This is a genomic window from Frankia sp. KB5, assembly GCF_002099325.1.
In the GTDB taxonomy this organism is placed as follows: Bacteria; Actinomycetota; Actinomycetes; order Frankiales; family Frankiaceae; genus Frankia; species Frankia casuarinae.
Window position 1 is genome coordinate 1 of sequence record NZ_MRUJ01000229.1, and the last position, 17,638, is coordinate 17,638.

Annotated in this window: 20 protein-coding genes and 3 pseudogenes; 15 read left to right on the plus strand and 8 right to left on the minus strand. The window is 69.8% G+C overall.

Annotated features, from left to right (window positions below):
* Nucleotides 1-72: 72 nt before the first annotated feature.
* The 5 genes from KBI5_RS26525 to KBI5_RS19905 form a co-directional block, all read right to left on the minus strand.
* On the minus strand, nt 73-237 hold the full coding sequence (locus KBI5_RS26525; protein ID WP_023840318.1) for a hypothetical protein: 165 nt from the start codon (nt 235-237) through the stop codon (nt 73-75).
* A gap of 87 nt (nt 238-324) precedes the next feature.
* Entirely contained in the window at nt 325-903 is a 579-nt protein-coding gene (locus KBI5_RS19890) for an alpha/beta fold hydrolase (protein ID WP_108913513.1), read from the minus strand.
* A gap of 2 nt (nt 904-905) precedes the next feature.
* Nucleotides 906-1,775 (minus strand): tryptophan 7-halogenase, encoded by an 870-nt coding sequence (locus KBI5_RS19895; RefSeq protein WP_011436752.1) that lies wholly within the window; start codon nt 1,773-1,775, stop codon nt 906-908.
* Nucleotides 1,776-1,829: 54 nt separating this feature from the next.
* Nucleotides 1,830-2,222, minus strand: coding sequence for an AMP-binding protein (locus KBI5_RS19900; RefSeq protein WP_011436751.1), 393 nt, complete (start codon nt 2,220-2,222; stop codon nt 1,830-1,832).
* 96 nt (nt 2,223-2,318) lie between these two features.
* Entirely contained in the window at nt 2,319-3,524 is a 1,206-nt protein-coding gene (locus KBI5_RS19905) for an acyltransferase (protein WP_085016098.1), read from the minus strand.
* Nucleotides 3,525-4,182: 658 nt separating this feature from the next.
* On the opposite strand from KBI5_RS19905, the gene KBI5_RS19910 reads away from it, so the two are divergent.
* Both KBI5_RS19910 and KBI5_RS19915 read left to right on the plus strand, forming a co-directional pair.
* Nucleotides 4,183-4,452 carry a hypothetical protein gene (locus tag KBI5_RS19910; RefSeq protein ID WP_240724115.1) on the plus strand — a complete coding sequence of 90 codons (270 nt, stop codon included), beginning with the start codon at nt 4,183-4,185 and terminating at the stop codon, nt 4,450-4,452.
* Nucleotides 4,449-4,808, plus strand: a complete 360-nt coding sequence (locus KBI5_RS19915) for a type II toxin-antitoxin system PemK/MazF family toxin (RefSeq protein ID WP_085016100.1) — start codon at nt 4,449-4,451, stop codon at nt 4,806-4,808. The genes KBI5_RS19910 and KBI5_RS19915 overlap by 4 nt, the downstream gene beginning before the upstream one ends.
* Nucleotides 4,809-4,880: 72 nt before the next feature.
* Here KBI5_RS19915 and KBI5_RS19920 read toward each other — a convergent pair whose 3' ends face one another.
* Complete coding sequence (locus tag KBI5_RS19920) at nt 4,881-5,198, minus strand: hypothetical protein (protein ID WP_241883035.1); 318 nt, start codon at nt 5,196-5,198, stop codon at nt 4,881-4,883.
* 146 nt (nt 5,199-5,344) lie between these two features.
* On the opposite strand from KBI5_RS19920, the gene KBI5_RS19925 reads away from it, so the two are divergent.
* The 10 genes from KBI5_RS19925 to KBI5_RS19970 all read left to right on the plus strand — a co-directional run bounded on the left by KBI5_RS19925 (nt 5,345) and on the right by KBI5_RS19970 (nt 13,021).
* The gene (locus tag KBI5_RS19925) at nt 5,345-5,602 is read left to right on the plus strand and encodes a hypothetical protein (protein ID WP_023840322.1); all 258 of its coding nucleotides are present in this window, start codon (nt 5,345-5,347) and stop codon (nt 5,600-5,602) included.
* On the plus strand, nt 5,599-5,979 hold the full coding sequence (locus KBI5_RS19930) for a hypothetical protein (RefSeq protein ID WP_198537834.1): 381 nt from the start codon (nt 5,599-5,601) through the stop codon (nt 5,977-5,979). Before KBI5_RS19925 ends, KBI5_RS19930 begins: the two co-directional genes overlap by 4 nt.
* 717 nt (nt 5,980-6,696) lie before the next feature.
* Nucleotides 6,697-8,070 (plus strand): alpha/beta hydrolase, encoded by a 1,374-nt coding sequence (locus KBI5_RS19935; protein ID WP_051623968.1) that lies wholly within the window; start codon nt 6,697-6,699, stop codon nt 8,068-8,070.
* Nucleotides 8,071-8,475: 405 nt separating this feature from the next.
* Nucleotides 8,476-8,997, plus strand: a complete 522-nt coding sequence (locus KBI5_RS19940; RefSeq protein ID WP_023840324.1) for an ArsI/CadI family heavy metal resistance metalloenzyme — start codon at nt 8,476-8,478, stop codon at nt 8,995-8,997.
* Between the two features lie 9 nt (nt 8,998-9,006).
* On the plus strand, nt 9,007-9,792 hold the full coding sequence (locus tag KBI5_RS19945; protein WP_085016102.1) for an aquaporin: 786 nt from the start codon (nt 9,007-9,009) through the stop codon (nt 9,790-9,792).
* 35 nt (nt 9,793-9,827) lie between these two features.
* On the plus strand, nt 9,828-10,235 hold the full coding sequence (locus KBI5_RS19950; RefSeq protein ID WP_035959142.1) for an arsenate reductase ArsC: 408 nt from the start codon (nt 9,828-9,830) through the stop codon (nt 10,233-10,235).
* Between the two features lie 308 nt (nt 10,236-10,543).
* Entirely contained in the window at nt 10,544-11,065 is a 522-nt protein-coding gene (locus tag KBI5_RS19955; RefSeq protein ID WP_085016103.1) for a CrcB family protein, read from the plus strand.
* Nucleotides 11,062-11,409, plus strand: a complete 348-nt coding sequence (locus tag KBI5_RS19960) for a DUF190 domain-containing protein (RefSeq protein WP_085016108.1) — start codon at nt 11,062-11,064, stop codon at nt 11,407-11,409. Before KBI5_RS19955 ends, KBI5_RS19960 begins: the two co-directional genes overlap by 4 nt.
* Nucleotides 11,406-11,795: a CrcB family protein gene (locus tag KBI5_RS19965; RefSeq protein WP_011436736.1), complete on the plus strand. Its 390-nt coding sequence runs from the start codon at nt 11,406-11,408 to the stop codon at nt 11,793-11,795. Before KBI5_RS19960 ends, KBI5_RS19965 begins: the two co-directional genes overlap by 4 nt.
* Complete coding sequence (locus KBI5_RS19970) at nt 11,792-13,021, plus strand: MFS transporter (RefSeq protein WP_085016104.1); 1,230 nt, start codon at nt 11,792-11,794, stop codon at nt 13,019-13,021. The genes KBI5_RS19965 and KBI5_RS19970 overlap by 4 nt, the downstream gene beginning before the upstream one ends.
* Nucleotides 13,022-13,226: 205 nt before the next feature.
* On the opposite strand, the gene KBI5_RS19975 is transcribed toward KBI5_RS19970, so the two are convergent.
* On the minus strand, nt 13,227-13,670 hold the full coding sequence (locus tag KBI5_RS19975) for a hypothetical protein (RefSeq protein WP_011436734.1): 444 nt from the start codon (nt 13,668-13,670) through the stop codon (nt 13,227-13,229).
* Between the two features lie 546 nt (nt 13,671-14,216).
* Here KBI5_RS19975 and KBI5_RS28840 point away from each other — a divergent pair.
* A pseudogene (locus tag KBI5_RS28840) lies at nt 14,217-14,661 on the plus strand (protein-tyrosine phosphatase family protein).
* Nucleotides 14,662-15,225: 564 nt separating this feature from the next.
* Here KBI5_RS28840 and ltrA read toward each other — a convergent pair.
* Nucleotides 15,226-16,308: a group II intron reverse transcriptase/maturase gene (gene ltrA, locus KBI5_RS19985; protein WP_241883036.1), complete on the minus strand. Its 1,083-nt coding sequence runs from the start codon at nt 16,306-16,308 to the stop codon at nt 15,226-15,228.
* Between the two features lie 554 nt (nt 16,309-16,862).
* On the opposite strand from ltrA, the pseudogene KBI5_RS19990 reads away from it, so the two are divergent.
* Nucleotides 16,863-17,375: pseudogene (locus tag KBI5_RS19990) on the plus strand (transposase); the annotation flags it as partial.
* A gap of 62 nt (nt 17,376-17,437) precedes the next feature.
* Nucleotides 17,438-17,638, plus strand: a pseudogene (locus tag KBI5_RS28075) (transposase); the annotation flags it as partial.

Below are 17,638 nucleotides of genomic sequence, written 5' to 3' on the forward strand. Positions count from 1 at the left end.
TGGAAACAGCCACCCGGCTGACCACCACCCGGCGCGGCGTGACCCACAGTCACGCCGCCCACAACCATGCCCTCACACGACTTCCGAATACTTACTCACAGGCCGTGGCGCCAGCAGGCCCACCACCGTCGACACCCCCACCCCGCCCGCAGCCCCCACCACCGCCGCCAGATCACCGTTGCTCCAGCGCTGGAACCCCGTGCCGGTGTCGCGCTGCCCCGCGTCCAGAACCTTCACGCCCGCCTTCTCTCCCCCCGGCCCCCGGGGCCCGGTTTCACAGCGGCCGATGCCGTTACGGCCGATGCCGTTACAGCCGGCGTGCGGTCAGCCCGCGAAGTGGTCACGGAAGACGGACCAGCCCGCCGGCCAGTCCGCCAGCCCGGAGTCCGCGTTGAGGTGGCCCCGCGAGCCGACGTTGACCAGTCGGGCGCCGAGCCTCCCGGCGGCCGCCACGGAATGCGCCAGCGAGCCGTACGGGTCGTTCTCGCTGGCGACAATGACGGTCGGGAAGGGCAACGGGTCGTGTCGCGGCGGGCCGAACCCGACCGCGCCGGTCGGGAACCGCGGCCCGCCCACGTCCGGCACCGCCACCAGGAAGGCCCCGGTGATGGCGTCGTCGGCATGCTCGCACGCCCATTCGGTGACCAGCGTGCAGCCGAGGCTGTGCGCGATCAGGATCTTCGGCCCGTCGATCGCCGTGAGCACGTCGTCGAGGTCCTTCACCCAGGCGTCGCGCACCGGGTTGTCCCAGGACTCGTGGTCCACCCAGACCCCRTTGCCGGCCCGCTTGTACCACATGTACTGCCAGTGCTCCGGCCCCGAGTTCCCGATGCCGGCGATGAAGACATACGTCACCGCCGGCTCGCCGCCGCCCGCTGGCTCCATGCCGTCCRCTGGCTCCATGCTCACACCTCGTAGTCGGTGCCCACGCCGTCGAAGCGCAGGCGGTCCTGGATGTGGACCCGGTTGTCGTTCTTGTCGAAACCGGTCAGCAGACCCGTCTCCATCAGCCGGATGACGATCTGGCTGCTCACATCCTGCCTTCCGGCGTCACCAAGCTGCCGGATCAGGGCCCGGTAACCGACCCGGTCCTTGAGGAGTTCCTCGAAGACGAGCCGGTGTTCTTCCTCCAACGGATATTTGATCATGTCCTGGCCCAGCTCGTTCCCGATCACCAGCTTGCGTTCCAGCCGGAAACTCAGCGGCTCGACCTTGTAGTACGGCCGCAGCAGGACCTCGTCGCCGTTCCAGCGCAGCCAGGTGATGCGGTTCAGCTGCTTGGTCAGGTGGGTGATCCAGCGGACCCGCGCGCCGTTGAGTTCGTCGTCGCTGAACTCGTCGCTGAGATCCATGCGCTTGTGCCGACCGATGGAGATCATCGTGGCGGCACGGTCCCGGAAGCCCGCGACCGACCGGGCTGTGTCGGTGTCGTCGTCGCCCGCGGCCAGCCGTTCGAACCATCGTTTGCGGTTCAGCCGGTCGTCGTCCGACTCGCTGATCCGGCGGCGCAGCCAGAACTCCGACTCCGGCTCGGTGAACGAGGCGAACGTGTAGAACGACGCCAGGAACTCGTGGTACTGCTCGTAGGTTTCCCGGTAGCTGCGCCCGTACCACTGGTGGACGGCGTCCAGTTCGTCCTCGTGCGCGATGATCCGATCGATCGCGGCGGCCGCCGAGACGGCGGACTGGGTGGCCAGGTGGACGCCCTGGGAGAACAACGGGTCGGTGAAGCAGGCGGCGTCCCCGCAGAGGAAGAACCGGTCCCCGGAGAACACCTCGGAGTCGTAGGACCAGCCGATCCCGATCTACACCACGCAGGGGGACTCACCCTAGCCGCCGATGAGGATCAGGTTCAGGAAGGTCGGGCTGGTGGGCAGCAACCGGATCCGGTATCGCTCGATCAGCGCGCAGATCTCCTCCGGCGTCCGCTGCCGCGGCACGATCGCGGTGTTGCCCGCGCGCAGCGCGCCGAGTAGCGAGTTGATGCCGCCGATGTGGTCGAACAGCAGGAACATGAGGATGTTGGCGGGCCGACCGCCGGTGCGCGCCCGTTTCCCGAGCTTGTCTTCCATGATCGCGTCTAGGTTGTGCAAGATCGCCTTCGGGGTGCCGGTGCTGCCGCTGCTGAGCAGCACCAGCCCGGCGGCACCAGCCGCGGCGAGTCGCTCGTGGGCACCGCCGGCCGGTGCCGCCGCCTGGACCGCCGGCACCGGATCGATCACGACCGTGGATCCTTCGGCCGCTGCGTCGACCCGGACGATCTGCTACTTAGAAGATCCATCTGTGGGGTAGGGCGTTGCGTCGGCCTTTGCGGGGGGTCAACGGCTCCGCGGGACGAACAGGTGCGCCGCACCCGCGTCCGTCGAACGTCTTGGCGACGGCGGTTGCCAGGATTTCAGCGCAAGGGCGGGTGCTTCGATGGCATACCAGCTTGCGAGGGCGGCGAGGGAGGTGACGGCGAGGGAGGCCGCGATGTGCACGACGACGGCACCCGTACCGATACCCGCATCGACCCCGGCTTCGAGCAGGAGCAGTTGCAGCGGCCAGGCGTWGACGTAGATGCCGTAGGACAGATCGCGGCGCGCCCCCACCCGCGACAGCCCCCGTCCGGTTCCGGCGTACAGCAGCAGGTAGGCCAGCGGGGCCAGGGCGAGGGGCCGGTAGGCGTGGGGGATGAGCAGGCCCGCGGCGAGCAGGGCGGCGGCGGCGATGAGTAGGGCCCGGCTGCGCGGGATGCGGTCGGCGTAGAGGAACATCGCCGCCCCGATGAGGAAGACGGCCGTGTACTTCAGGATGTGGGAGTCGGTGAGCCGGTTGGCGCCGAGGAGCGCCCCGCCGACGGCGAGCAGCCACCCGCCGACGGCGAGGGTGAGGACGAGCCCGCGGCGGCGGCGCAGGATCCCCACCGTGCCGAAAACGCCGACCATCAGGTAGCACAGCGCTTCGAAGAACAGGGTGTGCAGGGGGCCGTCCACGGCCTGCCCGGCGCGTAGGTCGCCGATGTTGAACTGGTTCATCTTCAGCGCCGCGTTGACGAGCAGGTAGCGGACCGCCGAGTCATGGCCGGTCCAGGGGTAGCCGGCGGTGGTGCCCCGGTTCAGGCGCCACAGCAGTGGACCGATCGCGACGGCGGTCAGCGCGAGGCAGACCCAGAAGGCGGGCACGACCCGCAGGAACCGGTGCCAGAGGAAACGGGCGGTGGATGGTGCCCGCAGGTGGCTACGGATGATCAGGAAGCCGCTGAGGAGGAAGAAGCCGTCCACGGCGAACGTGCCGAGGTCGGGGGCACCGGGCAGACGTGTCAACGGATCCGGTTCTCCCCGGACGAACAGCCATGAGTGGGACACGAGCACCGCGCCGGCCAGGATGAGACGCAGCGCGTTGAGGTTGTTGCGGTGAGGATCGAAGGCCGCGGCCAGCGTGCCGGCCCTGGGTGTGGGTACGGGTATCGGCTCCGCTGTGGGGCTTCGCTGGTGGGGGACCCGGCGGGGAGACCTGGCGAACGGTGGGTGCTGATCGGTCATGCGGTGTGGTCCCTTTCCTCCGGACGTTCCTTTCCCACCGAACATCCGTTTTCCGTGGACATCCGGCGCCGGTGACGCTGCTCGATCGCCGGCCTCGTGGGCGATCACGCACCGACACCATTCAACCCTAACGTAAGGGTAGTGTTTACTGTGTGTGTCATGAGGTATACGAAAGCAACATCCGGTGACGTGTTCCGATCGGACCACCGTTTCCCTGTGCCGCGTGGTCCTGCCGGCGGCCCCGTCCCTCCCCGGGTCAGGAGCTCGATACGTCGTTCTGTCCGAAGCCGGTCCGATGGTCAGGGCACGTGAGTGGTCAGGGCACGTGGCTGGTCACAGCAGGTGCACGTCACCCGGAATGCCGGCCGGGTGCGCATCGGCCGGTCGGGCGCGGGCGACGCTTGACGACGTCAAYGTTCGTCCGAGCGTATGTCTGGCGCGGGGAACGGCGATCCGAACCGTGCCCGATCAGGCTGGTGCGGCCGGGGACCTGCGGCCGGGCATCGAGCCCCGTAGGCACCATCGCGCCGAGCACGGGCGACATGGGCGACCCACAGCACGAAGCGGCCAGCGTCCTTGACCATGACCGAGTCGGTCTACGGCCGCAGCTCGACCCATGGCCATAGCTTGGTCCATAGCACGTGCCACACTGGAGTGTATGGCTACGACATCTATGCAGCTGGACAGCGGGCTACGCGACGAACTGGCGGAGATCGCCGAGCGGGACTTCCATGGCGTGCCGCTGGGCGAGGCGGTCCGGTGCCTGGTCAAGGAACACAAGATCAGCCGCATCATGCGGCGGTACGAGGAGCTGCGCGCCGACCCCGAGGAGTGGGCCAGCTACCGGGCCGAGGCGCGGCTGACCGACGACGCGGCCGGCGACGGCCTGCCGGATGCACGTGAGGAGTATCCGGAGTACCACCGGTGAGCCGGGCGCTGAGCCTCGCGTCCTGGCAGGTGTGGCTGGTGGACTTCGGTCAGCCGATCGGGCACGAGCAGGGCGGCCCGCGCCCGGCCGTGGTGGTCGGCTCGGCGACGCACTGCCGGTTCCCGATCGACATGGCCCTCGTGGTGCCCCTGACCGCGCGGGACCGGGGCCTGGACCATCACGTGCGCATCGACTCGCCCGAGTCCGGCCTGGACCGGCCGAGCTGGGCACGCACCGAGGAGATCACGGCGGTATCCACCCAACGGTTCACCCGGTCCACACCGCTGGGCACCGCGTCGGCCACCGAAATCGCCAAGCTGAGCGAGTGGCTACGCGAGATGGTCGCCTTCTGCTGACCCGCCRCCGCGGGCGCGGCTGGCGAGCCGCGCAGGTTCGCCACGTCAACCCCCGTCCCATTCAGCCCGACATCAGCGTTGCCGCCGCAGCGTCCAGAACAGCCAGTTCCCGGTGGCCGCGCACGTGGCCACGTCCCAGCCCTGGCCGCCGAGGTCGGACAGTACCGTGACCAGCTCGTCGTAGCTGCCGGGGAACATCCGCTCCTTGCCCCGGGGCATGTTGACCCGGATGGACCCCTGGTCCCACAACCATTCCACCGTGGCGAACTCGTAGATGAAGATCGTTTCCCCCGCTCCGGTCGGTTGCAGCAGAGGATAACGGCCTTGAGGGTAGCGGCTTTCCGGGCCCGAGCAGCAGACCGACCAGGCCCGCTGCCTCACTGTCGTCACCAACGCGATCATCACAGCGAAAATGCTGGCCGGGCCGGCAGTTCTGCGCCCCTGATCTGGCTGGCCGCCGCTACCAGGTAGCCGGGGTTCGATACGGGTACGCGAACGTACCCGTATCCTGTGGGGTGGGTGAAAGGAGGCTGTCCATGGCGGATGCGAATGTGCGGATTCCGGCGGAGGCGCGGGATCGGCTGGCTGAGGTGGCGGCGGCGGAGGGGCTGTCGTTGCGGGCGTATCTGGCCCGGTTGGCGAGCACGCTGCTGACGCCAGCGGAGCGGGCTGAGCGCGCCGAGCGGGCGCGGGCGGTGCTGCGGGAGTGGAGTGGTTACGACCCGACGGAGGAGGAGGCCGCGCAGGCCGACGCCGAGCTGGACCGGCGGCTGGCACGGGCGTTGGGACGGTGAGCGACGCGCTGCATGTGGTGCTGGACGAGACCGCGATGGTCTCGGCCGGCTACGGCAACGTGCTGGCCTCCCGGCTGATCCAACGCGCTCACACCGGGCCGGGGCACTTTCTGTACGCGCCGGCGTGTGCGCTGGTGGAGGCGGACCGGGCCCGGCCGGGGACCGCCGAGCACATCGCCGCGCTGCCCGCGGYGACGATCGTGGAGCTGGACCTGGCGGCCGCGCTCGCGGTGGCCCGTGATACCGGGTGGGCGCCGGCGCACGTGCGGTACGTGGCCGAGCCCGCCCCGGAGCGTCCCGAGGGCGCGGTGATCGCGACGGCGGCGCCGGACCGGTGGGCGGGTCAGCCGGTGCGCCTGTTGGATCTCCGCCCGTGAGCTGGTCCGGCCCGGATGGGGCGAGCACGACGGATGTCGCCTCGGCCGGGTCCGTGAGGGCCGCGGGAGTGGCAGTCGGTCACGATCTAGCGCCGATCGTCACGGCGCCAGGCCAGGGTGAGCTGGTGAGGAACCACGATGTGTCAGTCCCCGGTCGCACCCGACGGCATGCCGTGCGACGGTAACGAGGGGACGGGGCAGCACACCGGCCCGGCGGCTCCACCGCGGCCAACACCCGTCTTGGCGCCCGCGGGCGGGTCGTGGCCGCCGCCGTCACGGCGAGAAGACGAAAAGGGGAGCCGGGAGGGTTCGGCAGACGCTCGCTCACCTACCTCGGGTACGGGCTGCGCGACATTTCCGGCGGTAAAGCTCGCTGACGCCACCCGGCCGGGTGAGGGCGAGTTCCTGGAACGAGGCCTATATGCATGCTCATGCTGGCAGGTGGGCGCAAGCGCCACGCACTCGACCGAACCGGAGAGCGGAGGCCAGATGCGCCCGTCCCGATCAGCCCGTATACCACGCCCATTCCTTGCTGCCGTGCTTGCGGTAAGCCTGCCGCTGCTGACCGGTATATCAGGGTCGGGCTTGTCTGGGTCCGCCGCCGCGGCCACCCGGACAAAGCTAACCTGGAAACCGTGTGAGAACGGGTTGGAGTGCGCGACTCTGMCCGTTCCGTTGGACCACGCCAGGCCTGCCGCAGGCACGATCAACCTGGCGTTGATCCGTGCTCCGGCTCGCCAGCCACACCGGCGGATCGGCTCGCTGGTGATGCTGGCCGGTGGGCCGGGCCAGTCGGGAGTCGGGTTCATCCGCGACTGGCTGGGCTTCTTCGGCGCGTCGTTGCGCGACCGTTTCGACATCGTCGGGTTCGACCAGCGGGGTGTCGGTGGGAGCGCGCCGGTCCGTTGCAGCAGYGGGCAGGATAATGATCCGCCGGCCGCCACCTCCCCGTTCGCGATCGACTCCCGCGCTTCCCGCGCTGGGAGTGAGGATGACGACGTGTACCAGGAGCTGGTTGACGACAGGCGTCAGTGGGCGCAGGGCTGTGTACGGTTCAGCGGTGCTGAACTGCCGTACCTGTCGACCGAGGCCGCGGCCCGGGATCTCGATCTGCTGCGAGCCGCGCTCGGCGAGGACAAGATCACCTCTTACGGGGGATCCTACGGCACCGTGCTGGGCGCCACCTACGCCAGCATGTTCCCGACCCGGATCCGGGCGCTGGTGCTGGACGGCGTAGAAGATCCGAACGTGTGGATGAACCAACCGCAGGAGGACCTACGCCGAATGGCGCAGGGCTTCGAGACCGCGCTGGGCGCATTCCTCGCCGACTGCAAGGCCCGGCCCAACTGTGGCTTCGGCCACGGCGACCCGGCCGGCGCCTTCGACCGCCTAGTCGAACGGCTCATCGAGAAGCCGATCCCGGCCGGCGGTAAGGACACCGGCGCCGCCCGCACGCTCAACTGGGTGACCGCCATGATCGGGGTCCGGTCCGCGCTGTACTCCCATGCCATGTGGCCGCGGCTCGCGGAAGCATTGGCACTGGCCGACGACAACAACGACGGTTCCAAGCTGCTCTCCTTCGCAGCGCAGGACCCGATCGGGGCCATCCTCCCCTTGCCGTACAGCACCTCCACCAGCGCCGATGTCGCGCATACGGCCATCGCCGCGCATACGGCCATCACCTGCGCCGACAAGGTCTTCCCGACCGTGGGCGCCTACCAGCGACTTGCTGACGAACTCAACCGCGAGAGTCCCCATTTCGGCTTGCTTTCTGGTCTCGGTGCCCTTGCCTGTGTGGTCTGGCCGGTTAAGGCTGCCTCCCGCTACACCGGACCGTTCCACGCCACCGGCGCTGCGCCGATTCTCCTCGTCGGCAGCACCGGCGACCCGGCAACGCCCTACTCCGGGGCTGTGTCCCTCGCCCGTCAACTCGCCAACAGCGTGCTGTTGACATGGCGCTCCTACACGCACACCGCCTACTTCCAGGACAGTGGCTGCGTCCGCCAGGCTGTCGAGCGTTACCTGGTCGACCTGATACTCCCGAAGCGCGGTACGATCTGCCCTGACGTCCCGACAGCGGCGGGCTCTTGAGTCTCGGTCTTCTCTCGGTCTGCGCGATTCAGCGTCTTCGTGATTCAGCGTCTTCGTGATTCAGGGCCTTTGCGATTCATGGCCTTTGCGATTCAGGCTCACCGTGAGGATTATCCGGAAAGGCGACGACTTCGCCGGTGYGCGGGCCGGCGTAACGGTCGCCGGCCCCGGTCGGCGCACAGCGGGGCGCGGGCGAGTGGAGCGCGGCACGCGAAGATCCTCCCGGCGAGACCGGGCGGGCCGGCCGCCGCGGGGGTGATGACCGGGTCGACGACCGGGAGGCCCGCCGGTGGGGAGGCGGTCGCCGTGYCGCCGACATGCCCCAGCCATTGACAGACGTCTATGTTTGCGGTCATCCTCGGCCCGCAAGAACATAGATGGGTGTCGATGTAAGGGGTGGGCTGGATGGCCAGGGTGCAGTTGGCGTTGAACGTCTCGGACGTGGACGCGGCGGTGGAGTTCTACACGACGCTGTTCGGGGTCGGGCCGGCGAAGCGGCGGGCGGGATATGCGAACTTCGCCGTCGACGTGCCGCCGTTGAAGCTGGTGCTGATCGAGAACCCGGACGCCCGCGGCGCGGGGGTGGCGGGGGCGTTGAACCATCTCGGGGTGGAGATCGAGACCTCGCAGGAGGTCTCGGCCGCCGCCAGCCGGCTGCGGGAGGCGGGGCTGGTGACGGCGGTGGAGGAGAACACCGCCTGCTGCTACGCGCTGCAGGACAAGGTGTGGGTGGATGATCCGGACGGTGCGCCGTGGGAGATCTACACGGTGCTCGCCGATATCGCCGAGGGCGCGGGCCCGCAGCTGCGCACCGTGGAACCGGGGGCCGGGGGTGCTCCCGGGTCGGCGTGTGGCTGTGGGCCGGTGTGCGCTCCCACGGTGCCGGCGGTGACGATCGAGCCGGCCACCGCCGGCACCGGTCACTGAGAGCGAACGGTGACAGACAACGGGGAGGGCCGGCCGCCGCTGGTGCGGCGGTTGGCCGCCGAAGCGCTGGGCGCCATGCTGCTCGCCGCGTTGGTTGTCGGGTCGGGGATCGCCGCGGCGCAGCTCAGCCCGGACCAGACAGGCCTGCAGCTGGTCGAGAACGCCGCGGCGACCGCCGCCGGCCTCTACGCGATCATTCTGATGGTTGGGCCGGTGTCCGGGGCGCATGTCAACCCGGTGGTCACGGTGGTTGACGCCGCGTTTGGGGGGCTGTCGTGGCGGGACGCCGTCGCCTACCTGCCCGCCCAGATCCTCGGCTGCGTCGCCGGGGCGGTGCTGGCGAACCTGATATTCGACCGGTCGGCGGTGTCGATCTCCACGCATCACCGGGCGTCCGGGGCGCATCTGCTCGCCGAGGTCGTCGCGACCGCCGGCCTCATCCTGCTGATCTTCGCGCTGGTGYGGTCCGGGCGGGGTGAGCGGGCACCGGCCGCGGTCGGCGCCTACATCGGCGCGGCCTACTGGTTCACCAGTTCCACCAGCTTCGCGAATCYGGCGATCAGCATCGGGCGGATGTTCTCCGACACCTTCGCCGGGATCGCCCCCGCCTCGGTGCCCGCGTTCATCGCCGCCCAGGCGKTGGGCGGCGCGGTCGGCTACGGGCTGGTGCGGCTGCTCTACCCGCCGACTCCCGCCGGCCCGGCGCAGGCCGCCGGGGTGCTGCTCACCCACCCGGACAGCGCCGTGGCACCCAACAGCGCCGCCCCTTCACGTCTTCCTGGAGGTGTCTCGTGATCGACCTGGGCAACCCGACCGGAAAGGACACCGTCGTGTCTGCGAAGCCCTCGGTGCTGTTCGTCTGCGTCCACAACGCCGGCCGTTCCCAGATGGCCGCCGGCTGGCTGACCCGTCTCGCCGCCGGGAAGATCGAGGTCCGCTCTGCCGGCTCCATACCCGCCGACCGGATCAACCCCGTCGCCGCCGCCGCGATGGCCGAGGTCGGCATCGACATCACCGCCGAAACCCCGAAAATCCTCACCGTTGACGCCGTCGAGGCCTCTGACGTCGTCATCACCATGGGCTGCGGCGACACCTGCCCCGTCTTCCCCGGCATCCGCTACGAGGACTGGGCACTCGACGACCCCGCCGGCCAGGATCTCGACGCCGTCCGACCCATCCGCGACGACATCCGCGCCCGCGTCGAAAAACTCATCGGGGAACTCCTGTCTGCCGCCTGAGCACGCCAGGCCGGGCAGGCCGGCACCCGCCCGGCCTGGCGGCTGCCGGCATCCTGGTGGGGGCTGACGACGTCCGGCGGTAGCGGTGAACCGGTGGCGGTGAACCGGTGGCGGTGAACCGGTGGCGGTGAACCGGTGGCGGTGAACCGGTGGCAGTGAAGCCGGTATGGTGTGACGGCGGCGGCTTTCGGTCACCGCGCGGCGGTGGGGCCCGCCGGACCCGAACCGCGGCAGCGCGCCGCCAACGGTCCCTACCTGTGACAAGTCATGCCTGGCTGGCCCGGGTGTCGCGCAGGTAGGGGGCGGGCGTGGACGACACCGAGCAGACGGTCGGTGCACCGACCGACCCTGATGGCACCGACCCTGATGGTGATGGGCCTGTCCCGGTGCGGCGCCGGCAGCTTCGTCACGCGCCGGTCGCGGTCCTGCTGCTGGCGGTGATATCGGCCGGTGGGGCGGTGGGGGCATGTGCCCGGTACGGGGCGTCGCTGGTGTGGCCGACGATGCCGGGCACGTTCCCGTGGACCACCTGGGCGGTGAACACGGCCGGTTGCRCGGCGATCGGTGTGCTGATGGTGCTGATCACCGACGTGCGGACGGTGCATCCGCTGGTCCGCCCGTTCCTGGGCACCGGGGTGCTGGGCGGGTTCACCACCTTCTCCACGTATGCGCTCGACGCGCAGCGGCTGGTGGACGGCGGGCGGACCGGGCTGGCACTGGCGTACCTGGTGCTGAGCGTCCTCGCCGCGCTGGGCGCGGTGTGGGCGGCGGYGGCTGCGATGCGATGGTTCGTGGCGAGGACGCGACGGGTCGCGGGAAGGCGGGCGTGATGAGGTTGAGCGGCCGGGCGTTGCGGCTGACGGTGTTCGTCGGGGAGAGCGACGTGTGGCATCACCGGCCGCTGGCCAGCGAGATCGTGCACCGGGCGCACCGCGCCGGGCTGGCCGGGGCGAGCGTGTTCCGGGGCGTGGAGGGGTTCGGCGCATCCTCGATCGTGCACACCGCCCGGMTGCTGTCGCTGAGCGAGGACCTGCCGGTGGCGGTGGTCATCGTCGATGACGAGCAACGGGTACGGGCCTTCCTCCCGCAACTCGATGAACTCGTCACCGAGGGGCTGGTCATCCTCGACGAGGTCGAAGTGATCCGCTACGTCGGCCGGGAGGCGAGTCGGTGAACTGGCTGCTGGTGATCGCCGGGGCCGCGGCCGGTGCGCCGCTGCGCTATCTGACCGACCGGGCGGTGCAGACCCGACACGACACGGTCTTTCCCTGGGGTACGTTCACCGTCAACGTCACGGCCAGTCTGCTCCTCGGCCTGGTCGCCGGCGCCGCGGGCGCGGGCGCGCCGCCGGCGTGGGTGGCGTCGGAGCAGGTGGTGTCGCTGGTGGGGACCGGGCTGTGCGGGGCGTTGAGCACCTACTCGACGTTCTCCTACGAAACGCTGCGGCTGGCCGAGGACGGCGCCCGGCTGCTGGCCGCGGCCAACGTCGCCGGCAGTGTGCTCGCCGCGTTCGGCGCCGCCGCTCTCGGCGCGGCCCTGGCGCGGGCGGTGTGGGGATGATCCGACCGGCGCACGGCACGAGCACAGCGCCCGCCGCCGCGGTCAGGCTACGGCCGTGGCGGTTTGTCCTGGTCTTCGGCGTGGTCAGCATGCTGGCGGACGTCGTCTACGAAGGCGCCCGGTCGGTCACCGGGCCGCTGTTGGCCTCCCTCGGCGCGTCGGCGGTCGTGGTCGGTGTCGTCACCGGGGTGGGCGAGGCCGCGGCGCTGYTGCCCCGGCTGGTCTGCGGGCCGCTGGCGGAGCGCACCGGCCGGTTCTGGGCGTGGACGATCGCCGGTTACACGCTGACCGTCGCCGCCGTGCCCCTGCTCGGCGTGACCGGCGTGCTGTGGGCGGCCGGCCTGTTGGTGATCGCCGAACGGGTCGGGAAGGCGGTTCGCAGCCCGGCCAAGGATGCGCTGCTCTCCCACGCGACCGCCGCCACCGGCCGGGGCCGCGGGTTCGCCGTGCACGAGGCGATGGACCAGCTCGGCGCGCTGGCCGGGCCGCTGCTCGTCGCCGCGGTGCTCGCCTCCGGCGCCGRCTACGGCCCGGCGCTCGGCGTCCTGGCCCTGCCCGGCCTGGGTGTCCTTGCTGTTCTGCTCTGGCTGCGGGCCCGCGTGCCCGACCCGGCCGGCTACGAGCCGGACGAGCCGCCGGCCGTGCCCGTCCCCCGTACCGGCCCGGCCGCCGCGCCCCGGGCCCGACTACCCCGGGCCTTCTGGACGTATGCCGGGTTCACGGCCGCGACCACCACCGGGCTGGCGACGTTCGGCGTGTTGTCCTTCCACGCGGTCACCCGTGGCCTGCTGCCGGTGGCCGCGGTGCCTGTCGTGTACGCCGCGGCCATGGGCGTCGACGCCCTCGCCGCGCTCGCGACCGGCTGGGCCTACGACCGCCACGGCCCCGGTGTGCTCGCCGTGCTGCCGCCGCTGGCCGCCGCCGTCCCGGCGCTGGCGTTCACCAACACCCCCGCGCTGGCCGTCGCCGGGACGCTGGTGTGGGGAGCGGCCATCGGCGTGCAGGAATCCACCCTGCGGGCCACCGTCGCCGACCTCGTCCCGCCCGCCCGCCGGGCCAGCGCCTACGGCGTCTTCGCCGGCGTGGTCGGCGCGACCACCGCCGGCGGCGGCGCGTTGGCCGGCGCGCTCTACGACCTGTCCATCCCCGCCCTCATCGCCGTCACCGCCGCCGTGCAGGTCGCGGCGCTGGCGCTCCTCGCGGCCAGCCGGCGCATCCGCCCCTGAGCAGGCACAACGACGCTAACGCTAATCGTCGGGCAGGAGGACGCGAGGCCCGCCCGTCCACCTCAACAGGCCTACCCACTCCACGCCCGGGCGTCCTGTCCCGGGTTCACCTGGCCGGTGTGGATCGCGCACCTGGCCGCGGGCAGCGCGTCGCAGGACGCGCGGAGCGCGGAGTTGACGGCGGCCAACGGGGAATGCCCGCTGGTCACTTCCAGGGGCCGCAGAAGGACACGCCCTTGGCGCCGGAGCGGTACAGGCAGGCGCGGACCAGAACCCGCTTGGTGTAGGCGTACTTGACGGAGAAGTACCGGTAGCTCGATGTCGCGCCCTCCGGGGGAAAAACACGGCCGTCGGCGCTCACCTGCACCGCGACCTTGCGGTTGGCGGGAGCGTGGTAATGGTAGACCCAGCCTGAGACGGTGCCATGGTAGAAGCCCGGGTAGCCCTTTTGGGCAGACCAGGTCTTGGTAACGTCGGCGTACCCGTATCCGCGCTGGGTCCACAGCCGGTAGGAGGCGCGGGAGTCGGGAGTGGCCACGCTGCGGGCGACGTGGGCGGTAGTTGCCCGGGCCGGTGCTGCGCCGGTCAGGGCCAGCCCGGCGGCAAGTGCAGCGCTCGCTGCTGTGCTGACGAGGTGCTTGCGCGTCATCGGATTCCTCTCCCGATCGATGTTCGGGTCACGTCCGCTGGTGTGGTGTTAGAAGATCGTCCCTGCGCGATCCTCCGTGTTCAGGTTATGCGGTGAGTGGTCGTGGTATCACGGCTATCTTGTGCGTGTCGTGTGAGTCCGTCRCCGGCCGGGTCGGATTTGGCGAGGATTTCCAGCCTGATGTAGCAGTGAGAGCCTGTCAGATTTTTGCGTAGGGGCTCTTCCAGCGTTCCGCTATCTACCGGCCCGTGTTCTTCGACCGGCTGGCGGTGAAGGCACCAGTCTGCCCGGTTTCGTGATCCGGATCCGCCGATTCGGGTATTCCAGCTCGGGTAGGGTYGGATGCAAGGAGCGGGCAACCTCCTTGCCTTTGCCTTTTGCAGCCGGTGCCGGTCAGCTGCGTGCCTCGTCCTGGTCGAACCGCTCTGTGTCAGGATGGTTGACGGTGGCGGGGTGGCGGGGTGGCGGGGTGGCGGGATGCGACGGACAGACGGAGGGCCAGATGTGGAGTTCTCGATCAGCCGGGCAGGTCGCAGGCGTGGCCCGGTGAGCGGCCCGCCGCTCGTGCGGGCCCTGCGGCTTCCGGACGGCTGCCGGGTACGCGGCCGCGGTCTGCGCCGCCCGCTACCGAGGGGACCGGTGCCTGACTTCGGCCTCTACCTGGGAACCAGCCGTCTTCGCCGCCGCCACGACGGGGAGCTGGACTGGCCGCGCACGTGGATCGACTGGCCCGACTTCCTCCTGTCCCCGTGACCAGGACCAGGCCGCCCGGCACATCCGGGCGCTGCACGAGCAGGCACGGGCCGGCACGGCGGTCGAAGTCGCCTGCGGGGGCGGCGTCGGCCGCACCGGCACCGTCCTTGCCTGCCTCGCCGTTCTGGCCGGACTGGACCCACCGGACGCTGTCGCCTGGACCCGGGAACACCATCACCACCGGGCCGTCGAGACCCCCTGGCAGCGCCGTTGGGTGACCCGGTTCCCGAACCGTTGACCGGGCTGCTCGCCTGGCCTGGAAGACGCTCCAGGGTGCCGCCCGCCACTCGTACGCACCGACGGGGTGTTGTCGGGGGCGTTTCGCCCGGACGGGCACACCGCTGGCCAGCGGCGGCAACGAGCGCACCGTGCGGCTGTGGAACGTCGGATAGCCACAGGATGATTTTGTCTGAGAATTTGATGGGGCTGCGGTGGGCTGTTTGCTGGGTGCCGGGCCGTGTCTGGGATGATGGTGGGGCGTTGCCCGGTCGACGTCGGCTGTCTCTGGTGCGGACGAGCCCGTGTTTGAGTATGGCGGCGGAGGCCTGGGGCACTTGTTCCTGCTGCCGTGAGCGCGTTCCTCAGTTTCCGTGTTCAGGCTTCCCCGGGTAACRCACCTTGGAGGGTGTTTCCTGGTTGGGAAGGGAGGTAGGGGTGGAGGTTGTGTTCCCGCGCTGCGCGGGGCTCGACGTTCATCGGGACACGGTGGCCGCGGCGGTGCGGATCCAGTCCGGGCAAGAAAACCGATCGCGGTGGGGACCGCCCTTACGGGCGGCCCCCGCACAGATCCCAGCGAGCGGAACTACCGCGCTGGGCTCCTGCCTTGGGTAGTGGCGTCAAAGCTGYGCAACCACTGCCCCTGATCGGGGATGGGCTGGTGACGGCGCCGCTTCGCCTCGGTGTTGATCTCCCGGAGATTCGCCGCCATACGCCGCTTGTCCGTGACACGCCTCACCCAGAAGAAGCCCTTCTTCCCCGTCGCACACAGGTGCGTGAAGCCCAGGAAGCTGAACGTCTCGGGCTTGCCCTCCCCACGGCGCGACCGGTTCACGGCGGCGAACCACCCGAACTCGATCAACCGGGTCTTGTCAGGGTGCAACTCCAAGCCGAACTTCGCGAACCTCTCACGGAGATCAGCAAGGAACCGCCGCGCGTCGTCCTCGGCCTGAAACCCGACGATCGCGTCATCGGCAAAACGTACGACTATGACATCTCCGTGCGCATTGTGATTCCGCCACCACTGCGCCCACAGGTCGAAGACGTGGTGCAGGTACACGTTAGCGAGCAACGGCGACGCCGAAGCCCCCTGCGGTGATCCGACCGTCGTCTCCGCCCACTCGCCGTTTTCTACCACTCCCGCACGCAACCACTTCTCGATGAGGCGCAGGAGCCGTTTGTCCGCGATCCGGTACTCAAGGAACCTGACGAGCCACTGATGGTTGAGGCTCGAAAAGAACTCCTTAATATCAAGATCAAGAACCCAGTTCACCCTCTTCCGCTGGATACCGACCGCGAGCGCGTCGAGCGCCATGTGCTGGCTACGCCCGGGCCGGAACCCGTACGAGAAGTTGACGAAGTCCTCCTCGAAGACCGCGTTGAGCACCTCGACGACGGCCCGCTGGACTATCTTGTCTTCCAGCGTGGCAATGCCGAGCGGCCGCCGCCGCCCGTCCGCCTTCGCGATGTACACCCTCCGCGAGGGACTCGCCCGGTAGCGCCCCGAGTGGATCCGGTCGTGCAGGCCGACCAGGTTGCGCTGGAGGTCCTGCTCGTACTCCTCCCACGTCACCCCATCCACGCCCGGCGCGGCCTTCGGGCGAACCGCCCGGAACGCCGCCTCCAGGCGAGCCAGATCAACATGGTGGAGCAGYGCGGTGAACCGCATCTTCCTGTCCCGCCGTGCGGCTTGGCGCACACGGACCAACGGGTTTGACACGCCTGACCCGGCTCTGCGTCCGGAACGTGTTTCGCTGGCCGTGTTCCCCTTGGCCACGCCCTTTCCTCCCCCGCCTCCGCAACCACTCTCGCGGCTCTGTTCGGCTGGTTCACAGGTACTATGGGCGTGTCTGACCTCCCGCACCCGTGCATCCCAGGATTACCGCCTTGGCGTTCCCTGGACGGCCCGCCGGCCATCACACCGACGGGCGGGTACGGGATCTCCCGGTTCTCGTGCCTGAGGATTCCGTGCATGCCATGGTTCTCCGACCGCGCGGGGCCCGTCCCGAACTCGCGTCTAGCGCTCGCGACGGTGTTGCCTTCCGTGCTTTCGACCACGTCGGCGCACCCGGTCTTCTCATTTCGCGGCTCAATAGCCTGGCCTACACGTGCCCCTACCAACGCTTCAGCCGCCCCCTTGCGKAAGCAGCCACATGGCTCGGGGTCGTCGTGGATCGCTACTCCTTATCCTAAGGCCGGTTTATCCCGGCGCATCCGAAAGTCGAGGTCCGCACGTTCACCACGACCGGGGGTTCGTTAGGTCTCCTCGCGGACTGGCTGGCCCAGAACAAGGTCACGGTCGTGGGAATGGAATCAACAGGGGTTTACTGGAAACCTGTCTTCCGCCTGCTGGAAGACCAGTTCGAATGCTGGCTTCTCAACGCCGCGCATGTCCGTAACGTACCAGGCCGGAAAACGGATGTGGCCGACGCCGCGTGGCTTGCGGACCTCGTCGCGCACGGCCTGGTCCGGCCGTCGTTCGTTCCCCCGAAGCCGTTCCGGGACCTGCGCGACCTCACCCGGGCGCGGCGCACGGTCGTGGAGGAGAAGACCCGCGAGGTCCAGCGGCTGGAGAAGCTGATGCAGGACGCCGGGGTGAAACTCACCAGCGTCGCCTCCCAGCCGCTGGGAGTCTCCGGCCGGGCGATCCTGGAGAAGATGATCGCCGGGGAGCGGAACCCCGAGTATCTGGCGGAGCTGGCCCGCGGCCGGCTCCGCGGGAAGATCCCGGCGCTGAAAGTGCAGCCCGCTGGTCAACCGGGCCAGCACCTGCACATAGAGCGTGTCTCGTGTGGCCGCTCCGGTGGTCATCGGCGATCGTGGACGCGGCCAGCCTGCGGGCAAAAAAAGGGAAGCCTGACCGGTCCGAACCCGGTCGACCGCGGCAAACCGGGCTCGAAGATCCATGTCCTGACCGACGCGGGCGGGCTGCCGCTGGTCGTGGCGGTCTCCCCGGCGAACCCGCACGACAGCGGGGCCTTCGTCCCGCTGGTGGCCAG